This window comes from Allobosea sp. BH3, from assembly GCF_025499465.1.
Lineage (GTDB): Bacteria > Pseudomonadota > Alphaproteobacteria > Rhizobiales > Beijerinckiaceae > Allobosea.
Window position 1 is genome coordinate 485,875 of record NZ_JAIMCA010000004.1, and the last position, 24,932, is coordinate 510,806.

The following is a 24,932-nucleotide window of genomic DNA, read 5'->3' on the forward strand; positions in this document are numbered from 1 at the left end:
CGTGGTTCGGTAGCCAATCACCGCGCCGGCCGCACCCGCATCACCTTGCCGTTATCCTCGTCGCTGAGCAGGTAGAGGAAGCCGTCCGGTCCCTGCACGACGTCCCGGATGCGCTCGCCGATATCGACGAGCAGCCGCTCCTCGCCGGTGACTTTCTCGCCTTCGGTCGAGAGCCGGACCAGCATGCTGCCGGCGAGCGCGCCGACGAAGAGCGAGTTCTTCCAGGCCGGCCAGGCCGCGCCCGTGTAGAACGCCGCGCCCGAAGGCGCGATCGACGGATCCCAGTAGAACAGCGGCTGCTCCATGCCGGGCTTCGACGTGCCCTCGCCGATCTTCGCGCCGGAATAGTCGATGCCGTAGGTGATGACCGGCCACCCATAGTTCAGCCCGGCCTTCGGCGTGTTGACCTCGTCGCCGCCGCGCGCGCCATGCTCGGCCGTCCAGAGCTGGCCCGTCTCCGGATGCAGCACTGCGCCCTGCACGTTCCGATGCCCGATCGACCAGATCTCCGGTGCCCAGCCCGGCTTCTTCGGATTGTCGTTCGGCGCTCCGCCCTCCGGGCGGATGCGGATCACCTTGCCGATATGGTTCTCCGGATTTTGCGCCTGGTCGCGCTGGCTGTAGCGATCCCCCACCGTGACGAAGAGCGCCCCTGTCCGGTCGAAGACGAGGCGCGAGCCAAAATGCAGGTTCGAGCTGATCGCCGGCATCTGCCGGAAGATCACCGAGACGGCCGTCAGCGCGGTGCCCTGCTCGTTGAGACGCCCGCGCGCCACGCTCGTGCCGTTGCCGCCGGCGCGCGGCTCCGAGAACGACCAGTAGACCAGCCGGTTCTGGGCGAAGCCAGGATCGAGCGCGATGCCGAGCAATCCCCCCTGCCCGCGCGCCGCGACGCTGGGCAGGCCGGAGATCGCGGGAGAAAGCCGGCCGTCTTGGCCGACGATCCTGAGCCGGCCCGGGCGCTCCGTGACGAGCATGCGCCCATCCGGCAGGAAGGCCAGGCCCCAGGGCCGCTCCAGCCCGCTCGCGACGGTTTCGACCGCAAGCTCGCCCGCGCTGGACGGAAAGCGCTGCTGGGCAGGGGCCGGTTCCGCCGCCAGCACGGCCGCGCATAGCCCCAGACCCGTCGTCCAACCGATCAAACCACGCCGCATAGCGCTTCCTCCATCATCCGCTCGCGGCAGAGATAGAGGCCGGCGCCGCCCAAGGCCAAGCCTGAGCGGCGCGCTCACGACGAATTGAGGCGTGTCGCTAACCCCGACCTGCCCCTCAGCCCTCATCCTGAGGCGCCATTTCGTCAGAAATGGCGCCTCGAAGGAGGATCGAGGAGGCTCGGTAACCAGCTGGATCATCCTTCGAGACGGCCCTGTGGGCCTCCTCAGGATGAGGGCTGAGAGAGAAGCAAGCCTAACGCTTACTCCGGCTTCACGCCCGCATCGGCGATGATCTGCTTCCAGGTCGCGATCTCCTGGAGGTGATAGGGCTTGAATGCCGCGGGATCGCGCACCTTGAGCGTGAAGCCGAGCTTCAGGATCGCCTCGCGGGTCTCGGGCTTGTTGAGCGAGGCGAGCACCGCCTTGGAAAGCGTCGCGAGCACGTCATCCGGCGTCTTCACGGGGGCGAAGAAGGCGGCCCAGGAATCGGCGTCGGCGTTGCTCACGCCCTGCTCGCGCAGCGTCGGGATGTCCTTGGCGCGCGGATTGCGCTCGGGGCTGGCCAGCGCCAGCGCCCTCAGCGTGCCGGCATTGATCTGCTCCAGCACGCTCGGCAGCGTCGAATTGGCGATATCGATGCGGTCGCCGATGATCTCCTGCACCAGCGGCGCTGCGCCGCGGAACGGCACATGCGTCATCTTGATGCCCGTGCGCTGCATGAACAGCTCCATGGCGAGGTGCGAGCCGGAGCCCACGCCGGTCGAGCCGTAGTTGAGCTTGCCCGGCTCGGCCTTCGCCAGCGCGATCAGCTCCTGGATGTTCTTGGCTGGCAGCCCGTTGCGGACCACGAAGGCGTGCTCGAAGGCGCCGACGCCGGCCAGCGGCGCGAAATCCTTCACCGCGTCGTAGCCCGGCTCCTTGAGCAGGAACATGTTGTTGCCGTGCGTCTGGTTGTTGCCGAACACGATGGTGTAGCCGTCCGGGGCGGCATGGGCGACGGCACGCGTGCCAACTGCGCCCGAGGCGCCGGCGCGGTTATCGACCACGACATTATGCCCGAAGGCGACCGTCAGATCCTGCGCCACGAAGCGCGCGATGGCGTCGGTCGGCCCGCCCGCCGGATAGGGCACGACCAGGGTGACGACCTTGCTGGGAAAACTCTGGGCTCGGACGACGGACGGAGCAAGGACGGCGCCGGCCATCAGGCCGAGCGTGGAGCGGCGGGTCAACGACATGAACTTCCTCCCGGGTGCCCGTCTATGCAGCGGGCGTGGCGGTCCTTTAGGGGCAAAGGAGCCATGCGTCCAGCGCCCGGCGCTGCCGGGCGAAGCAGCCTAATCTGCATGGATAACAGAGGGAGGAAGGCGATGGCGGTGCGTATCGAAAGACAGGGCAAGGTCGCGACGGTCATCCACAGCCGGCCCGAGGCGCGCAATGCGATGGACCCCGACAGCGCGGATGCCTTGACCCGCGCCTTCACCGAGCTCGATCGCGACGATGAGACGGCCGCCATCGTGTTCTGGGGCGAAGGCGACGCTTTCTGTGCAGGCTGGGATCTCAAATACGCGCAGGCCTTCACCGATGCGGGGCGCTTCGACCGCGAGATCGTCGATGGCCTGGCATTTCCGGCGGCAGGCGCGCCACCGCGGGGGCCTATGGGCCCTTCCCGGCTTGAGATGAGCAAGCCGCTGATCGCCGCGATCGAAGGGCCTGCTGTCGCGGGAGGGATGGAACTCGCCCTCTGGTGCGATATCCGCGTGATGGCCGAGGACGCCTATTTCGGCGTCTATTGCCGGCGCTGGGGCATCCCGCTGATCGATGGCGGCACGGTGCGCCTGCCGCGCCTCGTCGGGCAGGGCCGCGCGCTGGAGATCATGATGACCGGCCGCAAGGTTGCGGCCGACGAAGCGCTCCGCATCGGCTTGTGCGAGACGGTCGCGCCGAAGGGTGAAGCCCGCGCGGCGGCCGAAGCCATGGCGCAGGAGATCGCGCGCTTCCCGCAAGGCGCAGTCCGGGCTGACCGCGCCAGCGCGATCGCGGGGCATGGATTGCCGGTGCAGGAGGCGCTCGGGCGGGAGTGGCAGCGCGGCGTCCAGACGATCGCCACCGAAGGCGCGGCCGGCGCCGGCCGCTTCGCCGCGGGCAAGGGGCGCGGAGGCGACTTCTCGGAGATCTGACGGATCAGGCGCCGAAGCCCGCGCGCTTCAGCCGCTGGATCGCCAGGTCCAGCGCCTGCAGGAAGGCGGAACGGTCCTTCTGCGAGAAGGGTTTCGGCCCGCCCTGGACCGTCCCCATCGCGCGCAGATCCTCCATCATGTCCCGCGTCGCCAGCGCCATCCCGATCGAGGCCTCGGTGAAGGGCTTGCCGGTGTTTCCGATGACGTCGGCGCCGGCCTTGATGCAGCGATCCGCCAGCGGGATGTCGGCGGTGATGACGATGGAGCCACGCCCCACCCGCTCCGCGATCCAGTCATCGGCCGCGTCGAAATTGCCCGGCACGGTGACGCGCTCGATCCAGGGCTCACGCGGCACGTTGATGAAGCTGTTGGCGACGACGAAGACATGCAAGCCATGCCGGCCGGCGACGCGATAAATCTCGTCCTTCACCGGGCAGGCATCGGCGTCGATATAGATCGCGATAGGGTTCGTCATGCTCCGCGACATCGCAGGCCGCGCGCGGCAGCGCAAGCCGCCTTGATAAGGTTCCTATACGGCGAGCGCGCCACTCACATTGTTTCCCTATGCTGGTCGCTCCTAGAGCATTTTCGAGCGAAGTGGACACCGGTTCGCGTGAAGAAAATGCGCCAGAAAAAATGTCATGGCGCCGAAGGAGGTCGCCATGACCCAGCGCGCCATCCTCGCCGTTTTCGACGAGGCCGCTTCCGCCCTGATCGGCCAGTTGGTGGAGGTCGGCATCGCCGATCACGCCGATATCGCGCGGCGGCTCAATCGCCGTGGCTTTCCCTGCTGGGGCCGGCCCCGCTGGACCGCCGGCGCTGTCGCCAGGGTGATGCAGCGCAAGGCACGGCACGACGACACGGCATGACCGCCCGCAATTCATGACGTTTCTGCAAAGCATCAAGCAGTTGCGCTTGCGATGCGCGCCCGCGCGCCCTAAACCACGCGCGCGCCTCGACGGCGCGCACCCTCCCGCTCCCCCGGAGACCAGTCCCATGGCCTTTCTTGCCGAAGCCCTGAAGCGCGTGAAGCCCTCGGCGACCATCACGATCACGCAGAAGGCCCGGGACCTGAAAGCGCAGGGCAAGGACGTGATCTCGCTCTCCGTCGGCGAGCCCGATTTCGACACGCCGGACCACATCAAGGAGGCGGCCATCGCCGCGATCCGCCGCGGTGAGACCAAATACACCCCGGTCTCGGGCATTCCGCAGCTGCGCGAGGCCGTGGCGCGCAAGTTCAAGCGCGAGAACGGCCTCGACTACAAGCCGAACCAGACCATCGTCTCGACCGGCGGCAAGCACGTCATCTACAACGCGCTGCTCGCCACGCTGAACCCGGGCGACGAAGTCATCTGCGTCTCGCCCTACTGGGTGACCTATCCCGAGATCGTCGCGCTCTGCGGCGGCACGGCGACCTTCGCCCAGACCTATATCAAGGACGATTTCAAGCTTCAGCCGGAAGCGCTGGAGAAGGCGATCACCCCGAAGACCAAGTGGGTCATCCTGAACTCGCCCTCGAACCCGTCGGGCGCGGCCTACACCCATGACGAGCTCAAGAAGCTCACGGACGTTCTGATGCGCCATCCGCATGTCTGGATCCTGACGGACGACATGTACGAGCATCTCGTCTATGGCGACTTCAAGTTCGTCACCCCGGCGCAGATCGAGCCGGCTCTGTATGAGCGCACGCTGACCATGAACGGCGTTTCCAAGTCCTACGCCATGACCGGCTGGCGCATCGGCTACGCCGCCGGCCCCAAGCACCTCATCGACGCCATGGACATGGTCCAGGGCCAGCAGACCTCGGGCACCTCGGCGATCTCGCAATGGGCCGCGGTCGAGGCTCTCGACGGCCCGCAGGATCACCTGCCGGTCTTCAAGAAGGCCTTCGAACGCCGCCGCGACCTCGTCGTTTCCATGCTGAACCAGACCCGCGGCCTGGTCTGCCCGAAGCCCGAGGGCGCGTTCTACGTCTACCCCGACTGCTCGGCCCTGATCGGCAAGACAATGCCGAACGGCAAGAAGATCGAGACCGACGAAGATCTGGTCATGGGCATCCTGGAGACGGAGGCCGTCGCGGCCGTGCACGGCTCCTCCTTCGGCCTCGGCCCAAACTTCCGGATCTCCTACGCCACCTCGGACGAGAAGCTGGAAGAGGCCTGCCGCCGCATCCAGCGCTTCTGCGCCGAGCTGCGCTGAGACAATGCAAAGAGGCGCCGCAACGCGCCGCATCGTTCTGGCCGGGAGCTTGCTGCTCCCGGCCTCTTTCGTTTTCGGGCAGGCTGTAACGAGCCTCTCCGTCCGCGAGACCTATGAGGCCGTGCAGGCAAAACGGATCGTCCTCGTCGACATCCGCAGCGCCGACGAGTGGGCCGATACCGGCCTTCCCCACGGCGCAACCCCGCTCGATGCGGACGGCCCCGCCTTCGAGCCCCGGCTCGCCGGGCTTCGCCTCGACAATCCGGGCAAGCGCATCGCCCTGATCGACCGCACCGGCGCGCAAGCCGCCGCAATCGCCCAGAAACTGGCCGGGCGCGGCTGGCGCGATCTCGCGGCGGTGCGTGGCGGGATGCTCGGGCCGGGCGGGTGGCTGGCGGAGAAGCTGCCGGTCACTGAATATCGCTAGCAATGGCCGTCATGCTCGGGCTTGACCCGAGCATCTCAGGCAGGAAAGGCACCGCTCCGGGGCAGAGATTCTCGGGTCTGCGCTTCGCTCCGCCCGAGAATGACGGCCAGGCCTCAACCCTCGCCGCGCTCCTTCAACAGATCCGGCCGCCGCTCCCGTGTGATCGTCTCCGCCTGCTCGCGCCGCCATTTCGCGATGCGCGCATGGTCGCCGGAGAGCAGCGCCTCGGGCAGGCCCCGGCCCTCCCATTCGCGCGGCCGCGTATAGTGCGGATATTCGAGCAGTCCGCTCTCGAAGCTCTCGTCCTCGCCCGAAGCGACCTTGCCCATCACGCCCGGGATCAGCCGCACGCAGGCGTCGAGCAGGGTCAGCGCCGCCATCTCGCCGCCGGAGAGGATATAGTCGCCGATCGAGACCTCGGTGAGGTTGCGCCCCTCGATCACGCGCTCGTCCACGCCCTCGAAGCGCCCGCAGACGATGACGAGGCCCGGCCCCGCAGCCCATTCGCGCACCTGGACCTGCGTCAGCGGACGTCCGCGCGGTGACATCAGCAAGCGCGGGCGCGGGTCGTCGTGCGGCACCGCGGCGTCGATCGCCGCAGCCAGCACGTCGCAGCGCAGCACCATGCCGGCGCCGCCGCCGGCCGGATTGTCGTCGACGTTGCGGTGGCGGCCAATGCCGTGCTCGCGGATCTGGTGGGTATCGAGAGACCAGAGCTCCTTACGCAGCCCCTCCCCCGCCAGCGAGATGCCGAGCGGTCCCGGGAACATCTCCGGGTAGAGCGTCAGGATCGAGGCGCGAAAGGGCATGGCCTCAAGCAAAGCGCAGGGCCGGCAGCCCGTCCAGCGCCGTGAAATCGCCGACGGCGGCGATCAGGTTTTCGTAATGTCCGAAGCCCTCGGCTCCGAGCAGGGTCAGGAGCGCAACGGCCGGCATCCCGGCGCGGCGCGCCGCCTCCACGCCATTGGGCGCATCCTCGAAGACGATGCAATCGGCGGGCTCGACCTTCATCCGCTCGGCCGCCGCCAGGAACATGTCGGGATGCGGCTTGCCGCGAAAGCCCTGGCTCGGCGAGACGATGGTGGCGAAGCGATCGCGTAAGGCCAGCGTGTCCAGCACCAGCGCGACATTCGGCGGCGGCGCGGCGGTTGCAACCGCCATCGGCACGCCCGCCGCTTCGGCCCGCGCCATCAGCTCGAGCAATCCGCCCGTCGCGGCGATATGCGGCCGATAGGTCTCGCGGTAGAGCGCTTCCTTGGCCTCTCCCATCGCGGCGATCTCCTCGGCCGTCGCCGCGGGGAAATAGGGCCCGATGATCTCCGAGACCGCCATGCCGGCTGTGCGGACCGAGAAGGTGGCGCGGTCGAAGGGCAGCGCGTTGCGCAGATGCCAGCTTTCCCAGGCATCGTCGTGGAAGCGCATATTATCGACGATGGTGCCGTCCATGTCGAAGATCAGCGCGCGGGCAGGCCTAGCGCTTGTCATTCTCGGGCTCCGGCTCGAACAATCCCAGCGGCGGCTCGGCCTCGATCCGGCGTGCCGCGATGTCGATGCGCGGCGCATAGGCCTTGGTGAAGGGCATTAGCACGGAGCGCCCGTCCGGCGTGGCGATGTCGAGCAGATCGCCGGCACCGTAATTCTCGACGGTCGAGACGGTGCCGAGCACCACCCCATCGGGGCCGACCACGCTGCAGCCGAGCAGATCGGCCTGCAGGAACTCGTCCTCGTCCTCGGCTTCCGGGAGCTTGTCGCGGGAAACGAACAGCTCGACGCCGTTCAGCGCCTCGGCCGCCTCGCGTGTGGCGACGCCCTTGATCCGGGCGACCACCACCTCCTTCGCGGGGCGGATTTCGGCGATCGTGAAGCTGCGGCCTTTGCGGTCCGTCAGCGGGCCGTACTCGGCGATCGCGAGCGGATCGCCGGTAAAGGCCTTGATCCTGACCTCGCCGCGGATGCCGTGCGGCGCTCCGATGACGCCGAGGAGGATCAGGTCAGACATACCGGCACGTCATGCTCGGGCTTGACCCGAGCATCTCTTGCAAGAGGTTCTCGGGTCGAAGCTGCGCTTCGCCCGAGAATGACGTGCCGATCATCAAGCTCACGCCTCGGCGGCAGCTTCTTCGGCGGCCGGAGCCGGCGCCGGCTCGGGAGCCGGGGCAGCGGCCTTCTCGGCGCGGGCGGCAGCGCGCTCCTTGGCCTTGTCGCCGGGCTCTGCCTTCTTCGGGTTGTTGCGGGCCGGGCGCTTGGTCAGGCCGGCGGCATCGAGGAAGCGCAGCACGCGGTCGGTCGGCTGGGCGCCCTTGGCGAGCCACTCCTTGGCCTTCTCGACGTCGAGCACGACGCGCTCGGCCGAATCCTTCGGCTTCATCGGATCATAGGAGCCGATCTTCTCGATGAAGCGGCCATCGCGCGGCGAGCGGGCATCAGCGATGACGATGCGGTAATAGGGGCGCTTCTTGGCGCCGCCGCGGGTCAGGCGGATCTTGAGGGACATGGCTCTTCTCTTTCTCTGGTCTTGGTCTTGGTTGGTCTTACCGGCTCGCGCCGGGCACTAGCCCGTCATGCTCGCCCTTGTGGTGAGCATTCACGTGTTTTCCCGGCCTCGACGTCGCAAAGACGTGGACGGTCGGGACAAGCCCGACCATGACGATCTGCGTCACGGCCGAACGATGTCTCACTTCTTCTTCCCCCCGAACGGCCCGCCCAAGCCCGGCAGGCCACCGCCGCCAAGGCCCGGCAGCTTCGGCATCATGCCGGCCGGCGGCGTGACGCCCTTCGGCAGGCCGGGGAAACCGCCCGGCGGCAGCGAAGGCAGCCCGCCGCCCGCGCCGAGCTGCTTCTGCAGCGCCTCGAGCTGGGCCGGGTCCATCTTGGAGGGATCGGGCATGCCGGGCGGCAGTCCACCGCCGCCGAGCCCGAACATCGAGCCCAGCTTGCCGAGCATGCCGCCCTTCTGCTTGCTCATTGTCTTCATCATGTCGGCCATGCCGCGATGCATCTTGAGCAGCTTGTTGATCTGCTCCGCCGACGTGCCGGAACCGGCCGCAATACGCTTTTTGCGGCTGTTCTTGAGCAGATCAGGGTTCTTCCGCTCCGCCGGCGTCATCGAGTCGATCGCCGCAATCATGCGCTTGAACATCTTGTCGCCGACACCTGAGCTGGCGAGTTGCGCCTGCGCCTGCTTCATGCCCGGAAGCATGCCCATCACGCCGCCGATGCCGCCCATCTTCTCCATCTGCTGCAGCTGGGCGCGCATGTCGGAGAGGTCGAACTGCCCCTTGGCCATGCGCTGCGCAGTCGCCTGCGCCTGCTCGGCATCGATCGTCAGCGCCGCCTTCTCGACGAGCGAGACGATGTCGCCCATGCCGAGGATGCGGTTGGCGACGCGCGAGGGATGGAACTCCTCCAGCGCATCGGTCTTCTCGCCGGTGCCGACGAGCTTGATCGGCTTGCCAGTGACAGCGCGCATCGAGAGCGCCGCGCCGCCGCGCGAATCGCCATCCATGCGGGTCAGCACGATGCCGGTCAGCCCGACGCGGCCGTCGAAGGCGCGCGCCGTGTTGACGGCATCCTGGCCGGTCAGCGCATCCGCGACCAGCAGCACTTCATGGGGATCGGTCGCCGCCTTGACCTCGGCGACCTCGGCCATCAGCGCCTCGTCGAGCGTGACGCGGCCGGCCGTGTCGAGCATCACGACGTCGTAGCCGCCGAGGCGCCCGGCCTCGATCGCGCGGCGGGCGATCTGGACGGCCGACTGCCCGGCGACGATCGGCAGCGTCTGCACGCCGACCTGCTGGCCGAGGATGGCAAGCTGCTCCATCGCAGCGGGGCGCCGCGTATCGAGCGACGCCATCAGGACCTTCTTCTTGTCCCGGTCGGTCAGGCGCTTAGCGATCTTGGCGGTCGAGGTCGTCTTGCCCGAGCCCTGGAGGCCAACCATCAGGATCGGCACCGGCGGGACTGAGGCGAGCGAGATCGCCTCGCCCTCGCCACCGAGCGTGTCGATCAGCACGTCGTTGACAATCTTGATGACCTGCTGGCCGGGCGTGATCGACTTCAGAACCTCGGCGCCGACAGCGCGTTCTCTGACCTTGTCGGTAAAGCTGCGCACGACCTCGAGCGCGACGTCCGCCTCCAGCAGCGCGCGACGCACTTCGCGCAGCGCGGCGTTGACGTCTTCCTCGGTCAACGCGCCCCTGCGGGTAAGCCCCGAAAGGATGCCGGAGAGTCTGTCGCTCAGCGTGCCGAACATGCGGACCTGCTTGCTTGCCTCAGGAAACCGGCACCGCCAGAACTGCATCGCCAAGCGGTTTCGCGCCCGAGGGCGCAGACGCGCTGTCGGGCGTTGACCTCCGGGCTCATGGAAGCGACTAAGGCGCGGCCCGGTCGGCGGATGTGGTTTCGGCGATGTCGGCGAAACGGATGGCCGGACTTAAAGCGGAAGAATGTGGCGAAAGTCAAGTTTCGGGGACAATCGCCGCCGCTCGCGCCGGCTGCGATTGCATCCGACTCCACACTACCGCAATCCTGCACCGCTTGATTTGCACGCCGAAGGATAGACGATGCCTTGCCTCTTTAGAACGATCCTGCCTGCCGCTGTCGGGGCCATCATCGTCTCGACCTCGGCTCTCGCCCAACCCTGCGCCAGCAACTTCAAGGTTGACGGCGTACCGATGGTCACGGGCCTGAGCTATCGCACCTGGGATCTCGTCAGCCGGCCGCCTGCCACCGTCCTCAAGGACCTCGCCGCCGCCGTTTCGGCAGAAGGTTTCGCCGATATGCGTATCGACAAGTCGACCAGCGCCGTCGTCGCCATTCAGGAGACCTCAGGCTCGGGCCGTCCGCAGACGCTCCGCATCACGGCTCGCAAGAACGGCAAGAGCACGCGGGTCGATGCCGTCTTCGTCGTCCAGGCGGGGCAGGTCGCGCCGGAAGATTATGTTCGCAAGGCATTCTGCCGCGTCATCGACGGCGCACGCGGCTGATCGTGCGGCGGCCCTAGAATGGCCCCGATCCGGCGGCATCGCTGCTCAACCGATTCGAGATGACGCCAGAATGAAACGCCACACAGCCCTGTCCCTGCTGATTTCTGCCATCCTCCTCGCGGGCTGCGCCGGCGACGCGCGCCGTGAAGGGCCGATCACCCCGGGCGCGGCGGAGAAGCTTGCCGCCGTCTCGCTCGATCCGGCCTCGGCGGGGCGCATCCTGAATGCCTATCGTGCGAGCCACGGCCTCGGCCCCGTCAGGCCCGACCCGCGGCTGATGGGCATGGCGCAGCGCCAGGCGGATGCGATGGCGAAGTCGAACTCCCTGTCGCATGACGCCGCCGGCGCCTTCGCCGCCCGCGTCGAGTCGGCCGGCCTGAATGGCGCCCGCGCGGCGGAGAACATCGGCGCGGGCTATTTCTCGACCGAGGAGGCCTTCACAGGCTGGCGGCAGTCTTCGGCGCACAACGCCAACCTGCTGATGCGCGAGGCGACCCGCTACGGCATCGCGCTGGCCAAGGACCCGCGCACGAGCTACGGCGCCTGGTGGGCGCTGGTCGTGGCGGCCGATCCCGAGCCGCGGCGCGAGATCAGCGCAGGCCCCTTTGGCTCGGCCGGCAGCATCCGCTGAGCCTGCCTCACAGAGTTCAGCCCTCATCCTGAGGAGGCCCGGAGGGCCGTCTCGAAGGATGGTCCAGTTGGTTCCGGACCTCCTGAAGCATCCTTCGAGACGCCGCTTCGCGGCTCCTCAGGATGAGGGCTTAGCCTTGCCGCTTTCACCAAGCTTACCCCTTTACAAGGCGCCCCATCTGGTGATGGCTCTCGCCTTTACAGGGAGAGCCCCGTCATGACCTTCGAAGCCTGGGCTGCATTCGCCGCCGCCACCGCCGTACTGCTGGTGATCCCCGGCCCGACCATCCTGCTCGTCATCTCCTATGCGCTCGGCCAGGGCTGGCGCACCGCCCTGCCGACCGCGATCGGCGTGGCGCTCGGCGACTTCACGGCAATGACGCTCTCCATGCTCGGCGTCGGCGCCTTGCTGGCGACATCGGCCTTCGTGTTCACCGCCTTGAAGTGGATCGGCGCCGCCTATCTGATCTGGCTCGGCATCAAGCTCTTCCGGGCGGGCGGCTCGCTCGATGCCAAGCCGCGCGAGGATGCCGTCTCGGGCTGGAAGATGCTGGCTCATGCCTGGCTGGTGACGGCGCTGAACCCGAAGAGCATCACCTTCTTCGTCGCCTTCCTGCCCCAGTTCCTCGATCCGAAGGGCGATTTCTGGACACAGATGCTGATCTTCGAGGCCACCTTCGTCACGCTCGCCTTCGCCAATGCGCTGGGCTACGCGCTGATCGCGTCGCGCGCCCGCGCCGTGGTCAGCAACCCGCGCGCCATCGGCCTCTTCAACAAGGCCGGCGGCACGCTCCTCGTCGGCGCCGGCATCGCCACCGTCGCCATGCGCTCCAGCAGCAACTGAACCCGACCATGCCTACGAATAAAGACAGCCGGACGCTCGACTTCTATGCGGCCGAGGCCGGCGCCTACGCCGAGCGGCGGCGCGAGGCCGAGCACCACCGCATCGACCTGTTCGCCGCGCGCCTCCACACCGGCGCCCGCATCCTCGAACTGGGCTGCGGCGGCGGCCAGGACAGCGCCGAGATGCTCGCGCGTGGCTTCGACGTCGTCCCGACCGACGGCTCTCCCGAGCTCGCGCGCGAGGCCGAGCGCCGGCTCGGCCGCCCCGTGCGGGTGCTCCTCTTCGAGGATTTGAACGAAGCCGCCGCCTATGACGGCGTCTGGGCGCATGCCTGCCTGCTGCACGCACCTCGCCCGGCCCTGCCCCGCATCATCGACAGGATCCATGCCGCGCTCCGGCCCGGAGGCGTCCTCTACGCCAGCTTCAAGGCCGGCGAGGCCGAAGGCCGTGATAGCCTGGGCCGCTATTTCAACTACCTGTCGCCATCCGAGCTCGCCGCCGCCTTCGGCGCGCCATCGCGCTGGTCGTCCTTCGAGATCGAGGAGGATATGGGCGGCGGATACGACAAGATGCCGACACGCTGGCTGCATGTCCTGACGAGCAAGTCTCCGGAGGCTTGACCAGGCGTCGCGGCGTCCTACCTCTTCAGGGCCATGGATCGTCGCAAACTTCTCTCCTTCGTCGGCCTCGGTGCGCTGCTGGCTTCCAGCAGCGCAGCCTGGGCCGCCATCTCCCGCTCCCGCAACCCCTATTACCAGGGTCCGGTCAGCGACCATTTCAACGGGCTCGTCTTCAGCGACGGTCGCACCCCCAACAAGGGGCTGATGGACGTGCTGCGATGGCAGACCGGCAAGCGCGAGCGCGAGGCCTTCCCGCAGCTCTACGAGGCCCCGCCGCAGGACAAGCCGCCCGAGCGCGTCGAAAGCGCCCGCATCGTCCATCTCGGCCATGCCTCCTTCCTCTACCAGATCGGCGGGCTGAACCTGCTGGTCGACCCGGTCTATTCCGAGCGCGCCAGCCCCTTCACCTTCCTCGGACCCAAGCGCGTGAACGCGCCCGGCGTCGCCTTCGACGATCTGCCGACGATCGACGCCGTCCTCGTCACCCACAACCATTACGACCATCTCGACATCGAGACGCTCGCAATGATCCATGGCCGCGACCGGCCGCGGATGATCATGCCGCTCGGCAACGACACCATCGTCAAGGCGCGGATTCCGGATGCCCGCGCCGAGGCGCATGACTGGAACGACAGACTTGCCCTGTCGGACGATGTCGCGCTCACCCTGGTCCCGACCTATCACTGGTCGGCCCGCGGCGCCTTCGACCGGCGCATGGCCTTGTGGTGCTCCTATATCCTCGAAGCGGCCGGCACGAAGATCTTCCATGTCGGCGACACAGGCTTTCACGACGGCTCGCTCTATGAGCGGCTGGGCCGCGAGCACGGTCCGTTCGGCCTCGCGGTTCTGCCCATCGGCGCCTATGAACCGCGCTGGTTCATGTCGGACAACCACATGAACCCGGAGGAGGCGGTGAAGGTCATGCTCGCGCTCGGCGCCGAGCAGGCGATCGGCCACCATTGGGGCACCTTCCAGCTCACCGACGAAGGCGTCGAACGCCCGCCCGAGGCACTGAAGGCGGCGCTGCAGGCCGCCGGCCTGCCCGAGGAGCGCTTCAGGCCGATGCGGCCGGGGTTGAGCTGGATGGCGTGACGGGCGGCCGTCATTGGGAGCGCAGCGAAGCAATCCAGGGAATTGCGCAGGACCGTGCTATCCCGTCCTGCTGGATTGCTTCGTCGCTTGCGCTCATCGCAATGCCGACTGCAGCAGAGTCTATCGCTGCTGCACGTAGACGTTGATCTCGAGGTTCGGATCGCCCGGATCGTTGAGATCGCTGATGTATTCCTCGAGGAAGGTATCCTTCACGACGATGTTCTTCGCCTCCAGATAGGCGGTGATCGTCTCGTAGGTGGAGTCGATGTCGTCATAGGGCGCCTGATGCAGGAAGCGCAGCGCCGGCCCCGCCGGCGAGGTGCCCATCCTGAAATCGGGCGCAAGCGAAGGAGCCTGCCCGCCGGGCGGGATCGCAACCGGCAGCATCGCATCGAAGCGGAAGCCCTCATCGGTCGTCTCGACGAAGAGCGTGAGCGGCCGACCAGCGATGGCAAGGCCGGACCTCTGCGCCTCGGCTCTCAATGCCTTGAAGCTCTCGGACAGCTTCAGGAAGCCCTGGTCCCAGGTCGACTGGCCGGAGAGCGTCAGCACCGGCTTGGGCGCCAGCATCACCTCGCCGACATCGCTCGGATCGGCGCTTCTGGCCGAGAGCGTCGCATTGGGGTCCGGCAACCCGGTCTGCTGCTGGGAAGGCGCGGGCGGCAGCGGCTGGCCGGGGGCCGGCAGCGTCGGCGGCGGCTGCACAGGCTGCGGCTCGATAGGACCGGGCGGCGCGGGCGGTGGCTGCATCGGCTGCGGCGTCACAGGGCCTGAAAGCGGCGGAGGCGGCTGCACCGGCTGCGGGACAGGTTGTTGTTGCGGCTGAGCCTCCGGAGCGGGAACTGGCTGCGCCTGCGCCGGAGCAGACGGCATCTGGACCGGCGTGCCGGGTGGTGGCGCGAGCGGCGCGGATTCGACGGGCGCAGGCGGCGCCACGCCCTGCGCGAAGGCCAAGCCGCCGGTCGCAGCCGCCATCACCGTGAATGCCAGAACACAGACCCGGGAATACCGCATCGTCACGACCCTGAATCTCAAGCGATTCGCACCTTGCGGCGCAGCATAGGATGTCCACTTACTCTCAGGAACGGGCAGGAGGGTGGCTTTTTCGCGTCGCCTCCGCCATAGACGGCCAATTGATGGGATGTGTGACCAAATGAACGCTCTGGCCAACCGCCGGTTCCTCAAGATGAACGGGCTCGGCAACCAGATCACAGTGCTGGACCTGCGCGGTTCGAAGCACCGCGTCAGTGAATCCGAGGCGCGCGCCATCGCTTCCGAGCCGCGGGCCCGCTTCGACCAGCTCATGGTGCTGCACGACGCTGTCACCCCCGGCACCGACGCCTTCGTCCGCATCTACAATACGGACGGCTCGGAGGCCGGCGCTTGCGGCAACGGCACGCGCTGCGTCGCCTGGGCGATGATGGCCGATCCGCAGATGGGCAGCACGGCCAAGAGCCGCCTTGCGATCGAGACCCGGGCCGGGTTGCTGCCGGCCGTCCGCGACAGCGAGACCGTCTTCACCGTCGACATGGGCGCACCGCGCCTCGGCTGGGAGGAGATCCCGCTCGCCGAGCCCTTCGAGGACACCAGCCATTTCGAGCTCCAGATCGGGCCGATCGACGATCCGATCCTGCACACGCCCTGCGCGGTCAACATGGGCAACCCGCACGCCGTCTTCTTCGTCGACGACCCCTATCGCTTCAATCTGGAGCAGATCGGCCCGCTGCTCGAGAACCACCCGATCTTCCCCGACCGCGCCAATATCGAGCTCGCCGCCGTGAAGGCGCCGAACCATATCGTCCTGCGCGTCTGGGAGCGCGGCGCCGGCATCACCCAGGCCTGCGGCTCGGGCGCCTGCGCGGCGCTGGTCGCGGCCGTGCGGCGCGAGTTGTCGGACCGCAAGGCCATCGTCAGCCTGCCGGGCGGGGATCTCACCGTCGAATGGCGCGAGAGTGACGGTCATGTGCTGATGACCGGCCCGGCCGAATTCGAATGGGAGGGCACGCTGGACCCGGCCCTGTTCACGAACGCGGCCTGAGGGTCGCCCCGATGACTCTCGAGGTCGTCACCTTCGGCTGCCGCCTCAACATCGTCGAGAGCGAGGCGCTGCGGCTCCAGGCGGAAGCCGCCGGCCTGACGGATGTGGCGATCGTCAATTCCTGCGCCGTCACCTCTGAGGCGACCCGGCAGGCCCGGCAGGCGATCCGGCGCCTCAAGCGCGAGCGACCGGACCGCCCGGTCATCGTCACCGGCTGCGCCGCGCAGATCGAGCCCGCCCGCTTTGCCGCCATGCCGGAGGCCGACCGCATCCTCGGCAATGACGAAAAGCTCGCCCCCGAAAGCTGGGCCGCGCTCGCGCGCTCGAACAGCCTGGGCGAACCCGGCGCGACACCGGACGAAAAGGTCGCGGTGGGCGACATCATGGCGCGCTCGACGCTGCGGGCACCGGTTACGGGCCGCTTCGCCGGCCATACGCGCGGCTTCGTGCAGGTGCAGAATGGCTGCGACCATCGCTGCACCTTCTGCGTCATCCCCTTCGGGCGCGGCAATTCACGCTCGCTGCCGCAGGCCGATGTCGTCGCGCAATGCCGCCGGCTGGTCGAGGCCGGGGCGCGCGAGATCGTGCTGACCGGCGTCGACCTCACCAGCTATGGCCGCGATCTGCCCGGCTCACCGATGCTCGGCACGTTGGCGCAAGCGATCCTGGACGCCCTGCCCGAACTGCCGCGCCTGCGCCTGTCATCCATCGACGCCGTCGAGGTCGACGATACGCTGCGTGACCTCATCGCTGGCGAAGCACGGCTGATGCCGCATCTGCATCTTTCGCTGCAGGCCGGCGACGATCTGATCCTGAAGCGCATGAAGCGGCGCCACAGCCGGGAAGACGCCATCCGCTTCTGCAGCGAGATCCGCACCTTGCGCCCCGACATCGTCTTCGGCGCCGACCTCATCGCCGGCTTCCCGACCGAGGACGAGGCGATGTTCGGCCGCTCGCTATCGCTGGTGGAGGAATGCGGCCTGAGCTTCGTCCATGTCTTCCCCTATTCCGCCCGTCCCGAGACGCCGGCCGCACGGATGCCGCAACTGCCGGGCGGGGTCGTTGCCGAGCGCGCCGCGCGGCTGCGGGCTGCAGCAGAGCTGGCGCAGGAACGCCACCTCGCGCAGCGCATCGGCCGCCGGCTCACCGTGCTGACAGAGCGCGGCAATACCGGCCGGGCGGAGGATTTCACGTTGGTGCGCTTCGCCCGCGACGTCGCGGCGGGCCAGATCGTCCCGGCGACCGGCCACACGGCCGATGGCCGCGCGCTGCTAGCTGCTTGAGGCTGGAAAAGAAAAGCCGCCTCGGTCGCCGATGGGAGGAGGGAGAGACCGAGGCGGCAGAGCCATGCCCGGAATGGCAGACCCACGCATTAGACGCCGCAGGACCATGAAAGGTTCAAAAACTCAGGCGACGATCCTGCCTTCCACGCGCTGCACCTGATTGTTGCAATAGCCGCGCGGATTCCAGACCGGCTCGAGCGGCTGGCTGTTGCCCTCGGCGTCCCGCGCCCGGGCCATGATGGCGATCGGCCCTGCCCGCTCCGCCGGCACCTGCGCCTCGAAGCGCTGCCACGCGAAGGGCCCTTCGCCTTGCTCCAGCCGCACTTCCCGCCAGCTTGCACCGCCGTTGCCCGAGACCTCGACGGAGGCGAGCGGAATGGCGCCGCTCCACGCGAAGCCCGTGACCCTGATGCGCTCGCCCAGCCGTGCCTCGAAGCCGTCCTCCGGCGCCGTGAGCAGCGATTTCACCGGCATGTCGGTGATGACAGAGAAATTCGCCGGATCGAGCGCCTCGCCGGGTGCAACCAGGCTGATCGGCAGGCGATAATCCGTGCCGCGCATCTTCTCGCCGTCATGCTCGTCCTTGCGCAGCGTGATCCGCTCCAGCCACTTCTGCCAGGCCGAGCCCGGATAGCCCGGCGCGACGATGCGCAGAGGTCCACCATGCAGCCGCGGCAGCGGCTCGCCATTCATGCCGAAGGCGATCAGCGTCTCCGGGGACAGCGCCTTGGCGATAGGCAGCCCGCGCGAGAGCGCCGCCTTCTCCGGCTTCCCGATCTGCCGATCCGGCGAATGATGGCCGGTATAGACGACCTCCGGCTTCACTCCGGCGGCCCTCAGCACATCGGCGAGGCGGACGCCGGTCCAGCGCGCGCAGCCGACCGCTCCCAACCGCCATTGCAGCCCGTCCGTCGCCGGCTCGAACTGCGAGCGGCCATTGCCGGCGCATTCCAGCACGGCGGTCACGCTGACGGTCTCGAAGGCATCCTTCAGCTCGGCCACGGTCCAGACGGTCGGCCGCTCGACCTCCCCGTCGATGGCGAGCCGCCAGTTCCCCTCCGCGACGGGCTCGGGCAGCTCGCCATTGTTGCGGATAAAGAAGGCATCGATCGGGGTTATCGCCTCGCCGAGCAACGAGAGCGCCGGCTCCGCATTCAGCGCCTCCTCGTCATGGACATGGAGGCCGGGCTTCAGCCGCCGCAACAGGGGCAATTCGACGAGACGGTGAGGCAAGCGGTCAATCTCTCCGGCGAGGGGCCATGGCGCAATAGATCATGCCGATGGCCGGCCCGGAAGACATGGTGCTCTTCGCGGGCCGATGCCTCCCCCGCGCCCCGCCTCACTTCCTGACCACGAGCTCCTCGCGCAACACGCGGCGCAGCACCTTGCCGACATTGGTCTTCGGCAGCGTCTCCCGGAAGAAGATCTGCTTGGGCACCTTGTAGCCGGTCAGGTTCTCCTTGCAGAAGGCGCGCAGCTCGTCCGCCGTCAGGGTCTGGTCCTTGCGCACCACGAAGGCGGTGACCGCCTCGCCCGAATGCTCGTCGGGCAGGCCGATCACGGCCGCCTCGAGAACGCCGGCATGCGAGGCCAGGACATCCTCGACCTCGTTGGGATAGACGTTGAATCCGGAGACCAGCACCATGTCCTTCATCCGGTCGACGATCTTGATCTGCCCGTCAGGCAGCATCAGCCCGATGTCGCCGCTGCGGAAAAAGCCGTCTGCCGTCATGGCGCGGGCCGTCTCGTCCGGGCGGTTCCAGTAGCCCGCCATGACCTGCGGGCCGCGGATGCAGATCTCGCCGGCTTCGCCCAGCGGCATGTCGTGGCCGTCGGCGTCGCGGATGGCGATCTCGGTCGAGGGGATGGGGAAGCCGATCGTTCCGGTGAACTCCTGGATGTCGGGCCGGTTGATCGTCGCCACGGGCGAGGTTTCCGAGAGGCCGTAGCCCTCGATGATCGTCCGGCCTGTGACTGCTTTCCACTGCTTCGCCACCGCGGCCTGGGTCGCCATGCCACCGGCGACCGCGAAGCGCATCTCGGAGAAATCGACCTCCTTGATCTCGGGATGGTTGGCGAGCGCGTTGTAGAGCGTGTTGACGCCGGAAAAGAGCGTGAAGCGGCCGCTCTTCAGCGTCTTGATGAAGCCGGGGATATCTCGCGGATTGGCGATCAGCAGGCTCTTCGCGCCGATGCGCAGCATGAACAGGCAGCAGCAGGTCAGCGCGAAGATGTGGTAGAGCGGCAGCGCCGTGACCATGACATGCTGGTAGTCGGCGCGGCCGAGCGGCGGCTCCAGCATCCATTCCAGCCAAAGCCCCGACTGCTGGACATTCGCCGCGACATTGCGATGCGTCAGCGTCGCGCCCTTGGCGATGCCGGTCGTCCCGCCGGTATATTGCAGGAAGGCGATATCGCCCGGAGCGACGGAGACCGGTTTCATCCGCTCCGCCGCCCGCAGGATGTGGCGGAGCTCGACGGCGCCCGGCAGGTTGAACGGCTTGACGACCTTCTTGATCCGCCGCGCGACGAAATTGACGATATGCCCCTTGAAGCCCATCAGGTCGCCGGCCGTGGCGACGACGACGGCGTCGAGCCTCAGATGCGGCTTCGCCTCTTCGACGACATGGGCGAAATTCTCGATCACCACCAGCACCCGCGCACCGGCATCGTTGACCTGATGGGCGAGTTCGCGGGCCGTATAGAGCGGGTTGACGTTGACGACCGTGTAGCCGCCGATCAGCGCGCCGAAGAGCGCCGCCGGATAGGCCAGGATGTTCGGCATCATCAGGGCGACGCGGTCGCCCGGCTTGAAGCCCTTCGCCTGCAGCCAGCCAGCGAAGGCCTCCGCCGCGTGCAGCGTTTCGGCGAAGGTGATCGTCTTGCCGAAGCTCTCGAAGGCGGGCCGATCCGCAAAGGTGCTGCCCGCGGTCCGGATCAGATCGACTAAGGTCCCGATCCGCGCCTCATCCAGCTCGGGCGGCACGGCCGGCGGATAATGCGCGAGCCACGGGCGCATGCCCTGCCTGGCCTGCGCGGCGCCAATCGCATTCATCATCCCCTCCCTATGGCCCGGTTGACCGCCGCGGGGCGGAGTCCGGTGCATTTTCAGTATCATACAGTGCGGAAACGCCGGCCTTGGCGCAAGGCGCTTCCGCATCTCACGATAGTTCATACTTAAACTGTCTACAGGATATGAACGCAAGCGGAACCGCAGGCCGCCGCCTGCGATTCCGCCCTCGCCTCTTGGATGCGCCTCAGCGCGCCTGCGCCATGGCCAGAGCCTGCGCGCTCACCACCGCCTCGGCCGGTTTGCCGGCGAGCTCCGCCAGATGGTCGAAGCGCGCGCTGAAGGAGCCGACGCCGGAGGTGGCCGAGCGCAGCTCGACGATGAGACCCGTCATCTCCGCTTCCGGCACCAGTGCCTTGATCTGGTCCCAGCCGCGCCAGCCGGGGCGCGTGTCGTATCCCAGTATCTGCCCGCGCCGCGCCGAGATCAGCGCCGAGGCGCGTGACATCGCATCGGAGGGAATAACCACCTCGACGGAGAGAATCGGCTCCAGCAGCACGGGCCTCGCCAGCGGCATCGCTTCGCTCATGGCCAGCCGCGCCGCCTGCCGGAACGCCATGTCTGAGGAATCGACGGTGTGATAGGAGCCGTCCGTCAGCGCGACAGCGATATCGACGACAGGGAAGCCGAGCGGCCCTTTCTCGCAATAATCGCGCATTCCGGCCTCGACGGAGCCGATATACTGGCGAGGCACCACCCCGCCGGTGATCCTGTCGACGAAGCGGATGCCCTCCCCGCGCGATAGCGGCGCCACCTCGATGACGACGTCACCATACTGGCCATGGCCGCCGCTCTGCTTGCGATGCCGGCCGCGTGCATTCGCCTCGCCGCGAATGGTCTCGCGGTAGCCGACCTGCGGATTGCGGCTGGTCACCGTGACGCCGTAGCGGCCGGACAGTTTCTCCAGCGCCACCCGCAGATGCATCTCGCCCTGGCCGGAGAGCCGGGTCTCGCCGAGCTCCGGCACCTGCGTCACCATGAGCGCACTGTCCTCCTCCGTCAGCCGCTGCAGCGCGGCAGCGAGCCGGACATCGTCCTTGCGCTCCTTCACCGCGATGGCCAGCGTGTGGACCGCCTCCGGCGGGGCAATCGCGCTGACAACGCCCGCCCGCTGCTTACCGAGCATGAACGCCTCGCCCGTGCTGATGCCGTCGAGCTTTCCGAAGCCGGCGACCTCGCCCTCCTCGGCCGCGGGCTTGCGGCTCTGCTCGGGGCCCTTGAGCGCAACCACGCTGGCAATGCGCGCCTCGGCGCCGCCCGACGAGGTCACCACATCGCCCTCGGCCAGGCGCCCGCGCATTACGCGGGCGAGCGAAAGCTTGCCGCCCTGGCTGGAATGCCATGTCTTCATCACCTGCGCGAGCGGAGGCCCCTCGGCGAGGATGCCGGCGCGGCCGCGCGTTTCGCTGAGCCCCGGCGCCTCGTGCCGCAGCGCCTTGAGCAGCCGCGTCACGCCGTTGCCGCGCTCAGCCGCCCCGATCAGCACCGGCACGACATGGCGGTGCTGCAATTCGCGGGCGAGATCGTCGAAGATGCGATCGCGCGGCGGCTCCATGTCGCCGAGCAGTTCCTCCATCAGCTCGTCGTCGTAATCGGCGAGCCGCTCCAGCATCGAGAACCGCGCTTCCTTCTCCCGGTCGGTCTCGTCGACCGCCAGAGGCACGACCTCGCTCGGCGCATGCTCGCGATAGATGAAGGCCCGCTCCAAAGCGAGGTCGATGAAGCCGACGGCGATGCCCTTCTGCCAGATCGGGATCTGGCGCAGCAGCAGCGGCGTCCGCGAGGCGCGCTGCAGGATCGAAAGCGTCTCGCGCACCCGGCGCGAGGCCGTGTCGATCTTGTTCAGGAACAGGAAGCGCGGAATATCGGCCTCCTCGAGTTCGCGCAGCACGAGCTCCAGCGCCGGCGCCTTGCGGTCATCCGCCTCGCAGACCACGACGGCCGCATCGACCGCCGGCATCACATGGCGCATTTCGTGGAGGAACTCGACCGAGCCGGGGCAGTCGATGAAATGGAAGGTCTCGCCCAGGAAATCGACCGTCGCGATGGAGGGTTCGGTGCTCATCTGGTGCGCGCGCGCCTCGGGCGCCGCATCGCCGACCGTGTTGCCGCCCTTCACCGAGCCGGCGCGGGAGAGCGCGCCGCAGCGCATGAGGATGCTTTCGAGCAAGGTCGTCTTGCCGCTCTGGAAGGGGCCGACGATCGCGATGCATCGTGGCCCCGCGCGTCGGGTACCTGCTGCGGAGACTCCGTTCTGTGCCGATGCGGGCATGGCTTCCTCCTTGGGGTCTGGCCACGAAGGAGGAAGAGGCTCGACGCCCCCGCTCCGGCGCAGCGGGAAGCCGGCGGGAACGGGAAATGCGCTCGCGCCGGAGGGGCGGCGGTCGCTCGGGCCCGACAGGGTCGGGCGGCCGTCGAAGAGGCAGTCGGGGCAGGTTCGCGCCGTTTGGAGGCCGGCGCAAGCGCTTTATCCGCTGCGCTGCAGCGCTCGGCGGAAGACGGGTCGATCGCTCAATCGACGATGCCGTCGCGGCCTTCGATCGCCATCAGCGTCGCGCTCAGCATGGCGATCAGCCGCTCCTTGCCTTGCGCTTCGGCGAAGACCTCCGCCTGGGCGAGCGTCAGCGTGCGCCCGGCCTTGACCACCTTGCCGCGCGCGACGATGCGCTCGCCCGCAGCAGGAGCCAGCAGGTTGATCTTGAACTCCACGGTCAGGACGCCGCGGTCCGGCGGCATCGTGCTGAGCGCGGCATAGCCGGCCGCGCTGTCGGCGATGGCGCCGACTGCGCCGGCATGGACGAAGCCGTGCTGCTGCGAAATCTCCGGCCGCGGCACGAGCGCGATCTCGACCAGCCCGGGTGCCACGGCGTCGAGCGTCGCGCCCAGCGTGTGCATCAGCCCCTGCTTGGCGAAGCTCGCCCTGATGCGGCGATCGATCTCGGCGACGTTGTCGTTCACCCCTGCCCCCGTTCTTCTGCTGGAGCCCTGGAAGGCTAAAGATTCCGCCGCTCGCCCCTGAGCGTCGGAAGCCCGATGCCGGCCGCGTCGAAGCCCCCGTCGACGGCCAGCACCTGCCCGGTGATGTAGCTGGCCTTGTCGCTGCACAGGAAGAAGATCGCCTCTGCCAGCTCCTCTTCCAGCCCGTAACGCGCCAGCGGGACGGCGTCGCGATAATCGGCGCGGATCTCGGGGCTGTGGACGGCCTTCGCCATCGCCGTATCGACCGGCCCCGGCGCCACGGCGTTGACGCGAATCCCCAAACTCGCCAGTTCCACCGCCTGCTGCTTCGTCAGATGGATCAGCGCCGCCTTCGAAGTCCCGTAGGCGACCCGCAACGTCGAGGCGCGCAGGCCCGAGATCGAGGCGATGTTCACGATGGCGCCGCCGCCATTATCGGCCATCATCGGCGCGGCGAGCTGCGTCGCCAGGAACGGACCGGAGAGATTGACGGCGAGCACGCGCTGCCATTCGTCATGGGTCGTCTCCAGCAGCGGCTTGAACACGGCCGTGCCGGCATTGTTGACCAGCGCGTCGAGCCGCCCGAAGCGCTTGGACATGCCCTCGAAGGCGGATGCGAGCTGGGTCGGAAACGCAACGTCGCAGGGCAGCACCAGCGTCCGCTCCGGATCGGCGATATCGGTCGCGGCCTGCGAGAGCCCGGCACTGTCGATGTCGAGCAGCCCGACCTGCCAACCCTCGGCCAGGAAGCGCTTTGCCGTGGCGAGCCCGATGCCGCGCGCGGCGCCGGTGATGAGGGCGGTCTTCGTGGCGGTTTCAGTCATGGCGTCCATCCCGGTATGTCTTGCTTTGCGCCAACGCTAAGCATGCCGGCGGCGCCCGCGCCAAGCGCCCTGCCGCTCGCGGCCTTGGCCGGCATTGTCGCTCGACAAATGCGGCGCGCTCCTGTATGGCCCGGCACTCAACTGAAAACAGCGAGCCGAAAGCCCGCGCTTCCGCGCGAACACGGCCATGGAGAAACCCATGAATATCATCGAGCAGCTCGACGCCGAGCAGATTGCCAAGCTGAGCGAAGGCAAGGCCATTCCCGCGTTCCAGCCGGGCGACACCGTGCAGGTCAACGTCAAGGTCAAGGAAGGCGAGCGCGCTCGCGTCCAGGCCTATGAAGGCGTCGTGATCGCCCGCAACGGCGGCGGCCTCAACCAGAGCTTCACCGTCCGCAAGATTTCCTATGGCGAGGGTGTCGAGCGCGTCTTCCCGCTCTTCTCGCCGAACCTCGACTCCATCAAGGTCGTCCGCAAGGGCAAGGTGCGCCGCGCCAAGCTCTATTACCTGCGCGACCGCCGCGGCAAGTCGGCCCGCATCGCCGAGCGCGTCGATGCCAAGCCCGCCAAGGGCGAGAAGGCCGGCAAGTAAGCCAGAGCCGACACTGGCAGATTTCAGGAAACGCGGCCC

The 24,932-nt window shown here is 68.0% G+C and carries 26 protein-coding genes; 12 read left to right on the top strand and 14 right to left on the bottom strand.

The window, feature by feature from the left end:
• Window positions 1-17: 17 nt before the first annotated feature.
• Together BoBH3_RS15205 and BoBH3_RS15210 are read right to left on the bottom strand one after the other, a co-directional pair.
• The gene (locus tag BoBH3_RS15205; protein WP_262331656.1) at window positions 18-1,154 is read right to left on the bottom strand and encodes a PQQ-dependent sugar dehydrogenase; all 1,137 of its coding nucleotides are present in this window, start codon (window positions 1,152-1,154) and stop codon (window positions 18-20) included.
• A 260-nt stretch (window positions 1,155-1,414) separates the two neighbouring features.
• Complete coding sequence (locus BoBH3_RS15210; RefSeq protein ID WP_262331657.1) at window positions 1,415-2,389, bottom strand: Bug family tripartite tricarboxylate transporter substrate binding protein; 975 nt, start codon at window positions 2,387-2,389, stop codon at window positions 1,415-1,417.
• 132 nt (window positions 2,390-2,521) lie between these two features.
• Between BoBH3_RS15210 and BoBH3_RS15215 the strand changes: the two genes are divergently transcribed.
• Window positions 2,522-3,331, top strand: coding sequence for a crotonase/enoyl-CoA hydratase family protein (locus BoBH3_RS15215; protein ID WP_262331658.1), 810 nt, complete (start codon window positions 2,522-2,524; stop codon window positions 3,329-3,331).
• Window positions 3,332-3,335: 4 nt separating this feature from the next.
• Here BoBH3_RS15215 and BoBH3_RS15220 read toward each other — a convergent pair whose 3' ends face one another.
• The gene (locus BoBH3_RS15220; protein ID WP_410050605.1) at window positions 3,336-3,818 is read right to left on the bottom strand and encodes a YaiI/YqxD family protein; all 483 of its coding nucleotides are present in this window, start codon (window positions 3,816-3,818) and stop codon (window positions 3,336-3,338) included.
• A 175-nt stretch (window positions 3,819-3,993) separates the two neighbouring features.
• Between BoBH3_RS15220 and BoBH3_RS15225 the strand changes: the two genes are divergently transcribed.
• From BoBH3_RS15225 to BoBH3_RS15235, 3 genes are all read left to right on the top strand, one after another.
• Window positions 3,994-4,200, top strand: coding sequence for a hypothetical protein (locus BoBH3_RS15225; RefSeq protein ID WP_262331660.1), 207 nt, complete (start codon window positions 3,994-3,996; stop codon window positions 4,198-4,200).
• A 127-nt stretch (window positions 4,201-4,327) separates the two neighbouring features.
• Window positions 4,328-5,530 carry a pyridoxal phosphate-dependent aminotransferase gene (locus BoBH3_RS15230; RefSeq protein WP_262331661.1) on the top strand — a complete coding sequence of 401 codons (1,203 nt, stop codon included), beginning with the start codon at window positions 4,328-4,330 and terminating at the stop codon, window positions 5,528-5,530.
• 49 nt (window positions 5,531-5,579) lie between these two features.
• Window positions 5,580-5,957, top strand: coding sequence for a rhodanese-like domain-containing protein (locus BoBH3_RS15235; protein WP_262331662.1), 378 nt, complete (start codon window positions 5,580-5,582; stop codon window positions 5,955-5,957).
• Window positions 5,958-6,070: 113 nt separating this feature from the next.
• On the opposite strand, the gene trmD is transcribed toward BoBH3_RS15235, so the two are convergent.
• The 5 genes from trmD to ffh form a co-directional block, all read right to left on the bottom strand.
• Window positions 6,071-6,766 (bottom strand): tRNA (guanosine(37)-N1)-methyltransferase TrmD, encoded by a 696-nt coding sequence (trmD, locus tag BoBH3_RS15240; protein WP_262331663.1) that lies wholly within the window; start codon window positions 6,764-6,766, stop codon window positions 6,071-6,073.
• 4 nt (window positions 6,767-6,770) lie between these two features.
• Entirely contained in the window at window positions 6,771-7,442 is a 672-nt protein-coding gene (locus BoBH3_RS15245; protein ID WP_262331664.1) for an HAD family hydrolase, read from the bottom strand.
• Window positions 7,429-7,956: a ribosome maturation factor RimM gene (gene rimM / locus BoBH3_RS15250; protein WP_262331665.1), complete on the bottom strand. Its 528-nt coding sequence runs from the start codon at window positions 7,954-7,956 to the stop codon at window positions 7,429-7,431. Before rimM ends, BoBH3_RS15245 begins: the two co-directional genes overlap by 14 nt.
• A gap of 99 nt (window positions 7,957-8,055) precedes the next feature.
• Complete coding sequence (gene rpsP, locus BoBH3_RS15255) at window positions 8,056-8,451, bottom strand: 30S ribosomal protein S16 (protein ID WP_262331666.1); 396 nt, start codon at window positions 8,449-8,451, stop codon at window positions 8,056-8,058.
• Window positions 8,452-8,631: 180 nt separating this feature from the next.
• Complete coding sequence (gene ffh, locus BoBH3_RS15260) at window positions 8,632-10,209, bottom strand: signal recognition particle protein (RefSeq protein WP_262331667.1); 1,578 nt, start codon at window positions 10,207-10,209, stop codon at window positions 8,632-8,634.
• Between the two features lie 310 nt (window positions 10,210-10,519).
• On the opposite strand from ffh, the gene BoBH3_RS15265 reads away from it, so the two are divergent.
• The 5 genes from BoBH3_RS15265 to BoBH3_RS15285 all read left to right on the top strand — a co-directional run bounded on the left by BoBH3_RS15265 (window position 10,520) and on the right by BoBH3_RS15285 (window position 14,128).
• The gene (locus tag BoBH3_RS15265) at window positions 10,520-10,942 is read left to right on the top strand and encodes a hypothetical protein (protein WP_262331668.1); all 423 of its coding nucleotides are present in this window, start codon (window positions 10,520-10,522) and stop codon (window positions 10,940-10,942) included.
• Window positions 10,943-11,012: 70 nt separating this feature from the next.
• Complete coding sequence (locus BoBH3_RS15270) at window positions 11,013-11,573, top strand: CAP domain-containing protein (RefSeq protein WP_262331669.1); 561 nt, start codon at window positions 11,013-11,015, stop codon at window positions 11,571-11,573.
• A gap of 216 nt (window positions 11,574-11,789) precedes the next feature.
• Window positions 11,790-12,416: a LysE family translocator gene (locus BoBH3_RS15275; RefSeq protein ID WP_262331670.1), complete on the top strand. Its 627-nt coding sequence runs from the start codon at window positions 11,790-11,792 to the stop codon at window positions 12,414-12,416.
• A gap of 8 nt (window positions 12,417-12,424) precedes the next feature.
• Window positions 12,425-13,036, top strand: coding sequence for a class I SAM-dependent methyltransferase (locus tag BoBH3_RS15280; protein ID WP_262331671.1), 612 nt, complete (start codon window positions 12,425-12,427; stop codon window positions 13,034-13,036).
• A 33-nt stretch (window positions 13,037-13,069) separates the two neighbouring features.
• Window positions 13,070-14,128 (top strand): MBL fold metallo-hydrolase, encoded by a 1,059-nt coding sequence (locus tag BoBH3_RS15285; RefSeq protein WP_262331672.1) that lies wholly within the window; start codon window positions 13,070-13,072, stop codon window positions 14,126-14,128.
• A 120-nt stretch (window positions 14,129-14,248) separates the two neighbouring features.
• Here BoBH3_RS15285 and BoBH3_RS15290 read toward each other — a convergent pair whose 3' ends face one another.
• On the bottom strand, window positions 14,249-15,142 hold the full coding sequence (locus BoBH3_RS15290) for a GyrI-like domain-containing protein (RefSeq protein WP_262331673.1): 894 nt from the start codon (window positions 15,140-15,142) through the stop codon (window positions 14,249-14,251).
• Between the two features lie 139 nt (window positions 15,143-15,281).
• Between BoBH3_RS15290 and dapF the strand changes: the two genes are divergently transcribed.
• Window positions 15,282-16,166, top strand: coding sequence for a diaminopimelate epimerase (gene dapF / locus BoBH3_RS15295; RefSeq protein WP_262331674.1), 885 nt, complete (start codon window positions 15,282-15,284; stop codon window positions 16,164-16,166).
• Window positions 16,167-16,177: 11 nt separating this feature from the next.
• Complete coding sequence (gene mtaB / locus BoBH3_RS15300) at window positions 16,178-17,449, top strand: tRNA (N(6)-L-threonylcarbamoyladenosine(37)-C(2))-methylthiotransferase MtaB (protein WP_262331675.1); 1,272 nt, start codon at window positions 16,178-16,180, stop codon at window positions 17,447-17,449.
• Between the two features lie 123 nt (window positions 17,450-17,572).
• On the opposite strand, the gene BoBH3_RS15305 is transcribed toward mtaB, so the two are convergent.
• The 5 genes from BoBH3_RS15305 to BoBH3_RS15325 form a co-directional block, all read right to left on the bottom strand.
• Entirely contained in the window at window positions 17,573-18,682 is a 1,110-nt protein-coding gene (locus BoBH3_RS15305) for a sulfite oxidase (RefSeq protein ID WP_262331676.1), read from the bottom strand.
• Window positions 18,683-18,788: 106 nt separating this feature from the next.
• Window positions 18,789-20,504, bottom strand: a complete 1,716-nt coding sequence (locus tag BoBH3_RS15310; RefSeq protein ID WP_262331677.1) for an AMP-binding protein — start codon at window positions 20,502-20,504, stop codon at window positions 18,789-18,791.
• 202 nt (window positions 20,505-20,706) lie between these two features.
• Window positions 20,707-22,791, bottom strand: coding sequence for an elongation factor G (locus BoBH3_RS15315; protein WP_262331678.1), 2,085 nt, complete (start codon window positions 22,789-22,791; stop codon window positions 20,707-20,709).
• A 239-nt stretch (window positions 22,792-23,030) separates the two neighbouring features.
• Window positions 23,031-23,477 (bottom strand): PaaI family thioesterase, encoded by a 447-nt coding sequence (locus BoBH3_RS15320; RefSeq protein ID WP_262331679.1) that lies wholly within the window; start codon window positions 23,475-23,477, stop codon window positions 23,031-23,033.
• A gap of 35 nt (window positions 23,478-23,512) precedes the next feature.
• Window positions 23,513-24,301, bottom strand: coding sequence for an SDR family NAD(P)-dependent oxidoreductase (locus tag BoBH3_RS15325; protein ID WP_262331680.1), 789 nt, complete (start codon window positions 24,299-24,301; stop codon window positions 23,513-23,515).
• Between the two features lie 199 nt (window positions 24,302-24,500).
• Between BoBH3_RS15325 and rplS the strand changes: the two genes are divergently transcribed.
• Window positions 24,501-24,893: a 50S ribosomal protein L19 gene (gene rplS, locus BoBH3_RS15330; protein ID WP_262331681.1), complete on the top strand. Its 393-nt coding sequence runs from the start codon at window positions 24,501-24,503 to the stop codon at window positions 24,891-24,893.
• The last annotated feature ends 39 nt before the right edge of the window (window positions 24,894-24,932 follow it).

Bases quoted from the DNA above. Each gene is read 5' to 3' on its own strand.
- BoBH3_RS15230 (WP_262331661.1), top strand. From the start codon at position 4,328: ATGGCCTTTCTTGCCGAAGCCCTGAAGCGCGTGAAGCCCTCGGCGACC.
- BoBH3_RS15275 (WP_262331670.1), top strand. From the start codon at position 11,790: ATGACCTTCGAAGCCTGGGCTGCATTCGCCGCCGCCACCGCCGTACTG.
- BoBH3_RS15245 (WP_262331664.1), bottom strand. From the start codon at position 7,442: ATGACAAGCGCTAGGCCTGCCCGCGCGCTGATCTTCGACATGGACGGC.
- dapF (WP_262331674.1), top strand. From the start codon at position 15,282: ATGAACGCTCTGGCCAACCGCCGGTTCCTCAAGATGAACGGGCTCGGC.
- BoBH3_RS15315 (WP_262331678.1), bottom strand. From the start codon at position 22,791: ATGCCCGCATCGGCACAGAACGGAGTCTCCGCAGCAGGTACCCGACGC.
- BoBH3_RS15290 (WP_262331673.1), bottom strand. From the start codon at position 15,142: ATGCGGTATTCCCGGGTCTGTGTTCTGGCATTCACGGTGATGGCGGCT.
- rimM (WP_262331665.1), bottom strand. From the start codon at position 7,956: ATGTCTGACCTGATCCTCCTCGGCGTCATCGGAGCGCCGCACGGCATC.
- rpsP (WP_262331666.1), bottom strand. From the start codon at position 8,451: ATGTCCCTCAAGATCCGCCTGACCCGCGGCGGCGCCAAGAAGCGCCCC.
- ffh (WP_262331667.1), bottom strand. From the start codon at position 10,209: ATGTTCGGCACGCTGAGCGACAGACTCTCCGGCATCCTTTCGGGGCTT.
- rplS (WP_262331681.1), top strand. From the start codon at position 24,501: ATGAATATCATCGAGCAGCTCGACGCCGAGCAGATTGCCAAGCTGAGC.
- BoBH3_RS15310 (WP_262331677.1), bottom strand. From the start codon at position 20,504: ATGAATGCGATTGGCGCCGCGCAGGCCAGGCAGGGCATGCGCCCGTGG.
- BoBH3_RS15215 (WP_262331658.1), top strand. From the start codon at position 2,522: ATGGCGGTGCGTATCGAAAGACAGGGCAAGGTCGCGACGGTCATCCAC.
- BoBH3_RS15285 (WP_262331672.1), top strand. From the start codon at position 13,070: ATGGATCGTCGCAAACTTCTCTCCTTCGTCGGCCTCGGTGCGCTGCTG.
- BoBH3_RS15280 (WP_262331671.1), top strand. From the start codon at position 12,425: ATGCCTACGAATAAAGACAGCCGGACGCTCGACTTCTATGCGGCCGAG.
- BoBH3_RS15225 (WP_262331660.1), top strand. From the start codon at position 3,994: ATGACCCAGCGCGCCATCCTCGCCGTTTTCGACGAGGCCGCTTCCGCC.
- BoBH3_RS15210 (WP_262331657.1), bottom strand. From the start codon at position 2,389: ATGTCGTTGACCCGCCGCTCCACGCTCGGCCTGATGGCCGGCGCCGTC.
- BoBH3_RS15270 (WP_262331669.1), top strand. From the start codon at position 11,013: ATGAAACGCCACACAGCCCTGTCCCTGCTGATTTCTGCCATCCTCCTC.
- mtaB (WP_262331675.1), top strand. From the start codon at position 16,178: ATGACTCTCGAGGTCGTCACCTTCGGCTGCCGCCTCAACATCGTCGAG.
- trmD (WP_262331663.1), bottom strand. From the start codon at position 6,766: ATGCCCTTTCGCGCCTCGATCCTGACGCTCTACCCGGAGATGTTCCCG.
- BoBH3_RS15205 (WP_262331656.1), bottom strand. From the start codon at position 1,154: ATGCGGCGTGGTTTGATCGGTTGGACGACGGGTCTGGGGCTATGCGCG.
- BoBH3_RS15325 (WP_262331680.1), bottom strand. From the start codon at position 24,301: ATGACTGAAACCGCCACGAAGACCGCCCTCATCACCGGCGCCGCGCGC.
- BoBH3_RS15220 (WP_410050605.1), bottom strand. From the start codon at position 3,818: ATGTCGCGGAGCATGACGAACCCTATCGCGATCTATATCGACGCCGAT.
- BoBH3_RS15265 (WP_262331668.1), top strand. From the start codon at position 10,520: ATGCCTTGCCTCTTTAGAACGATCCTGCCTGCCGCTGTCGGGGCCATC.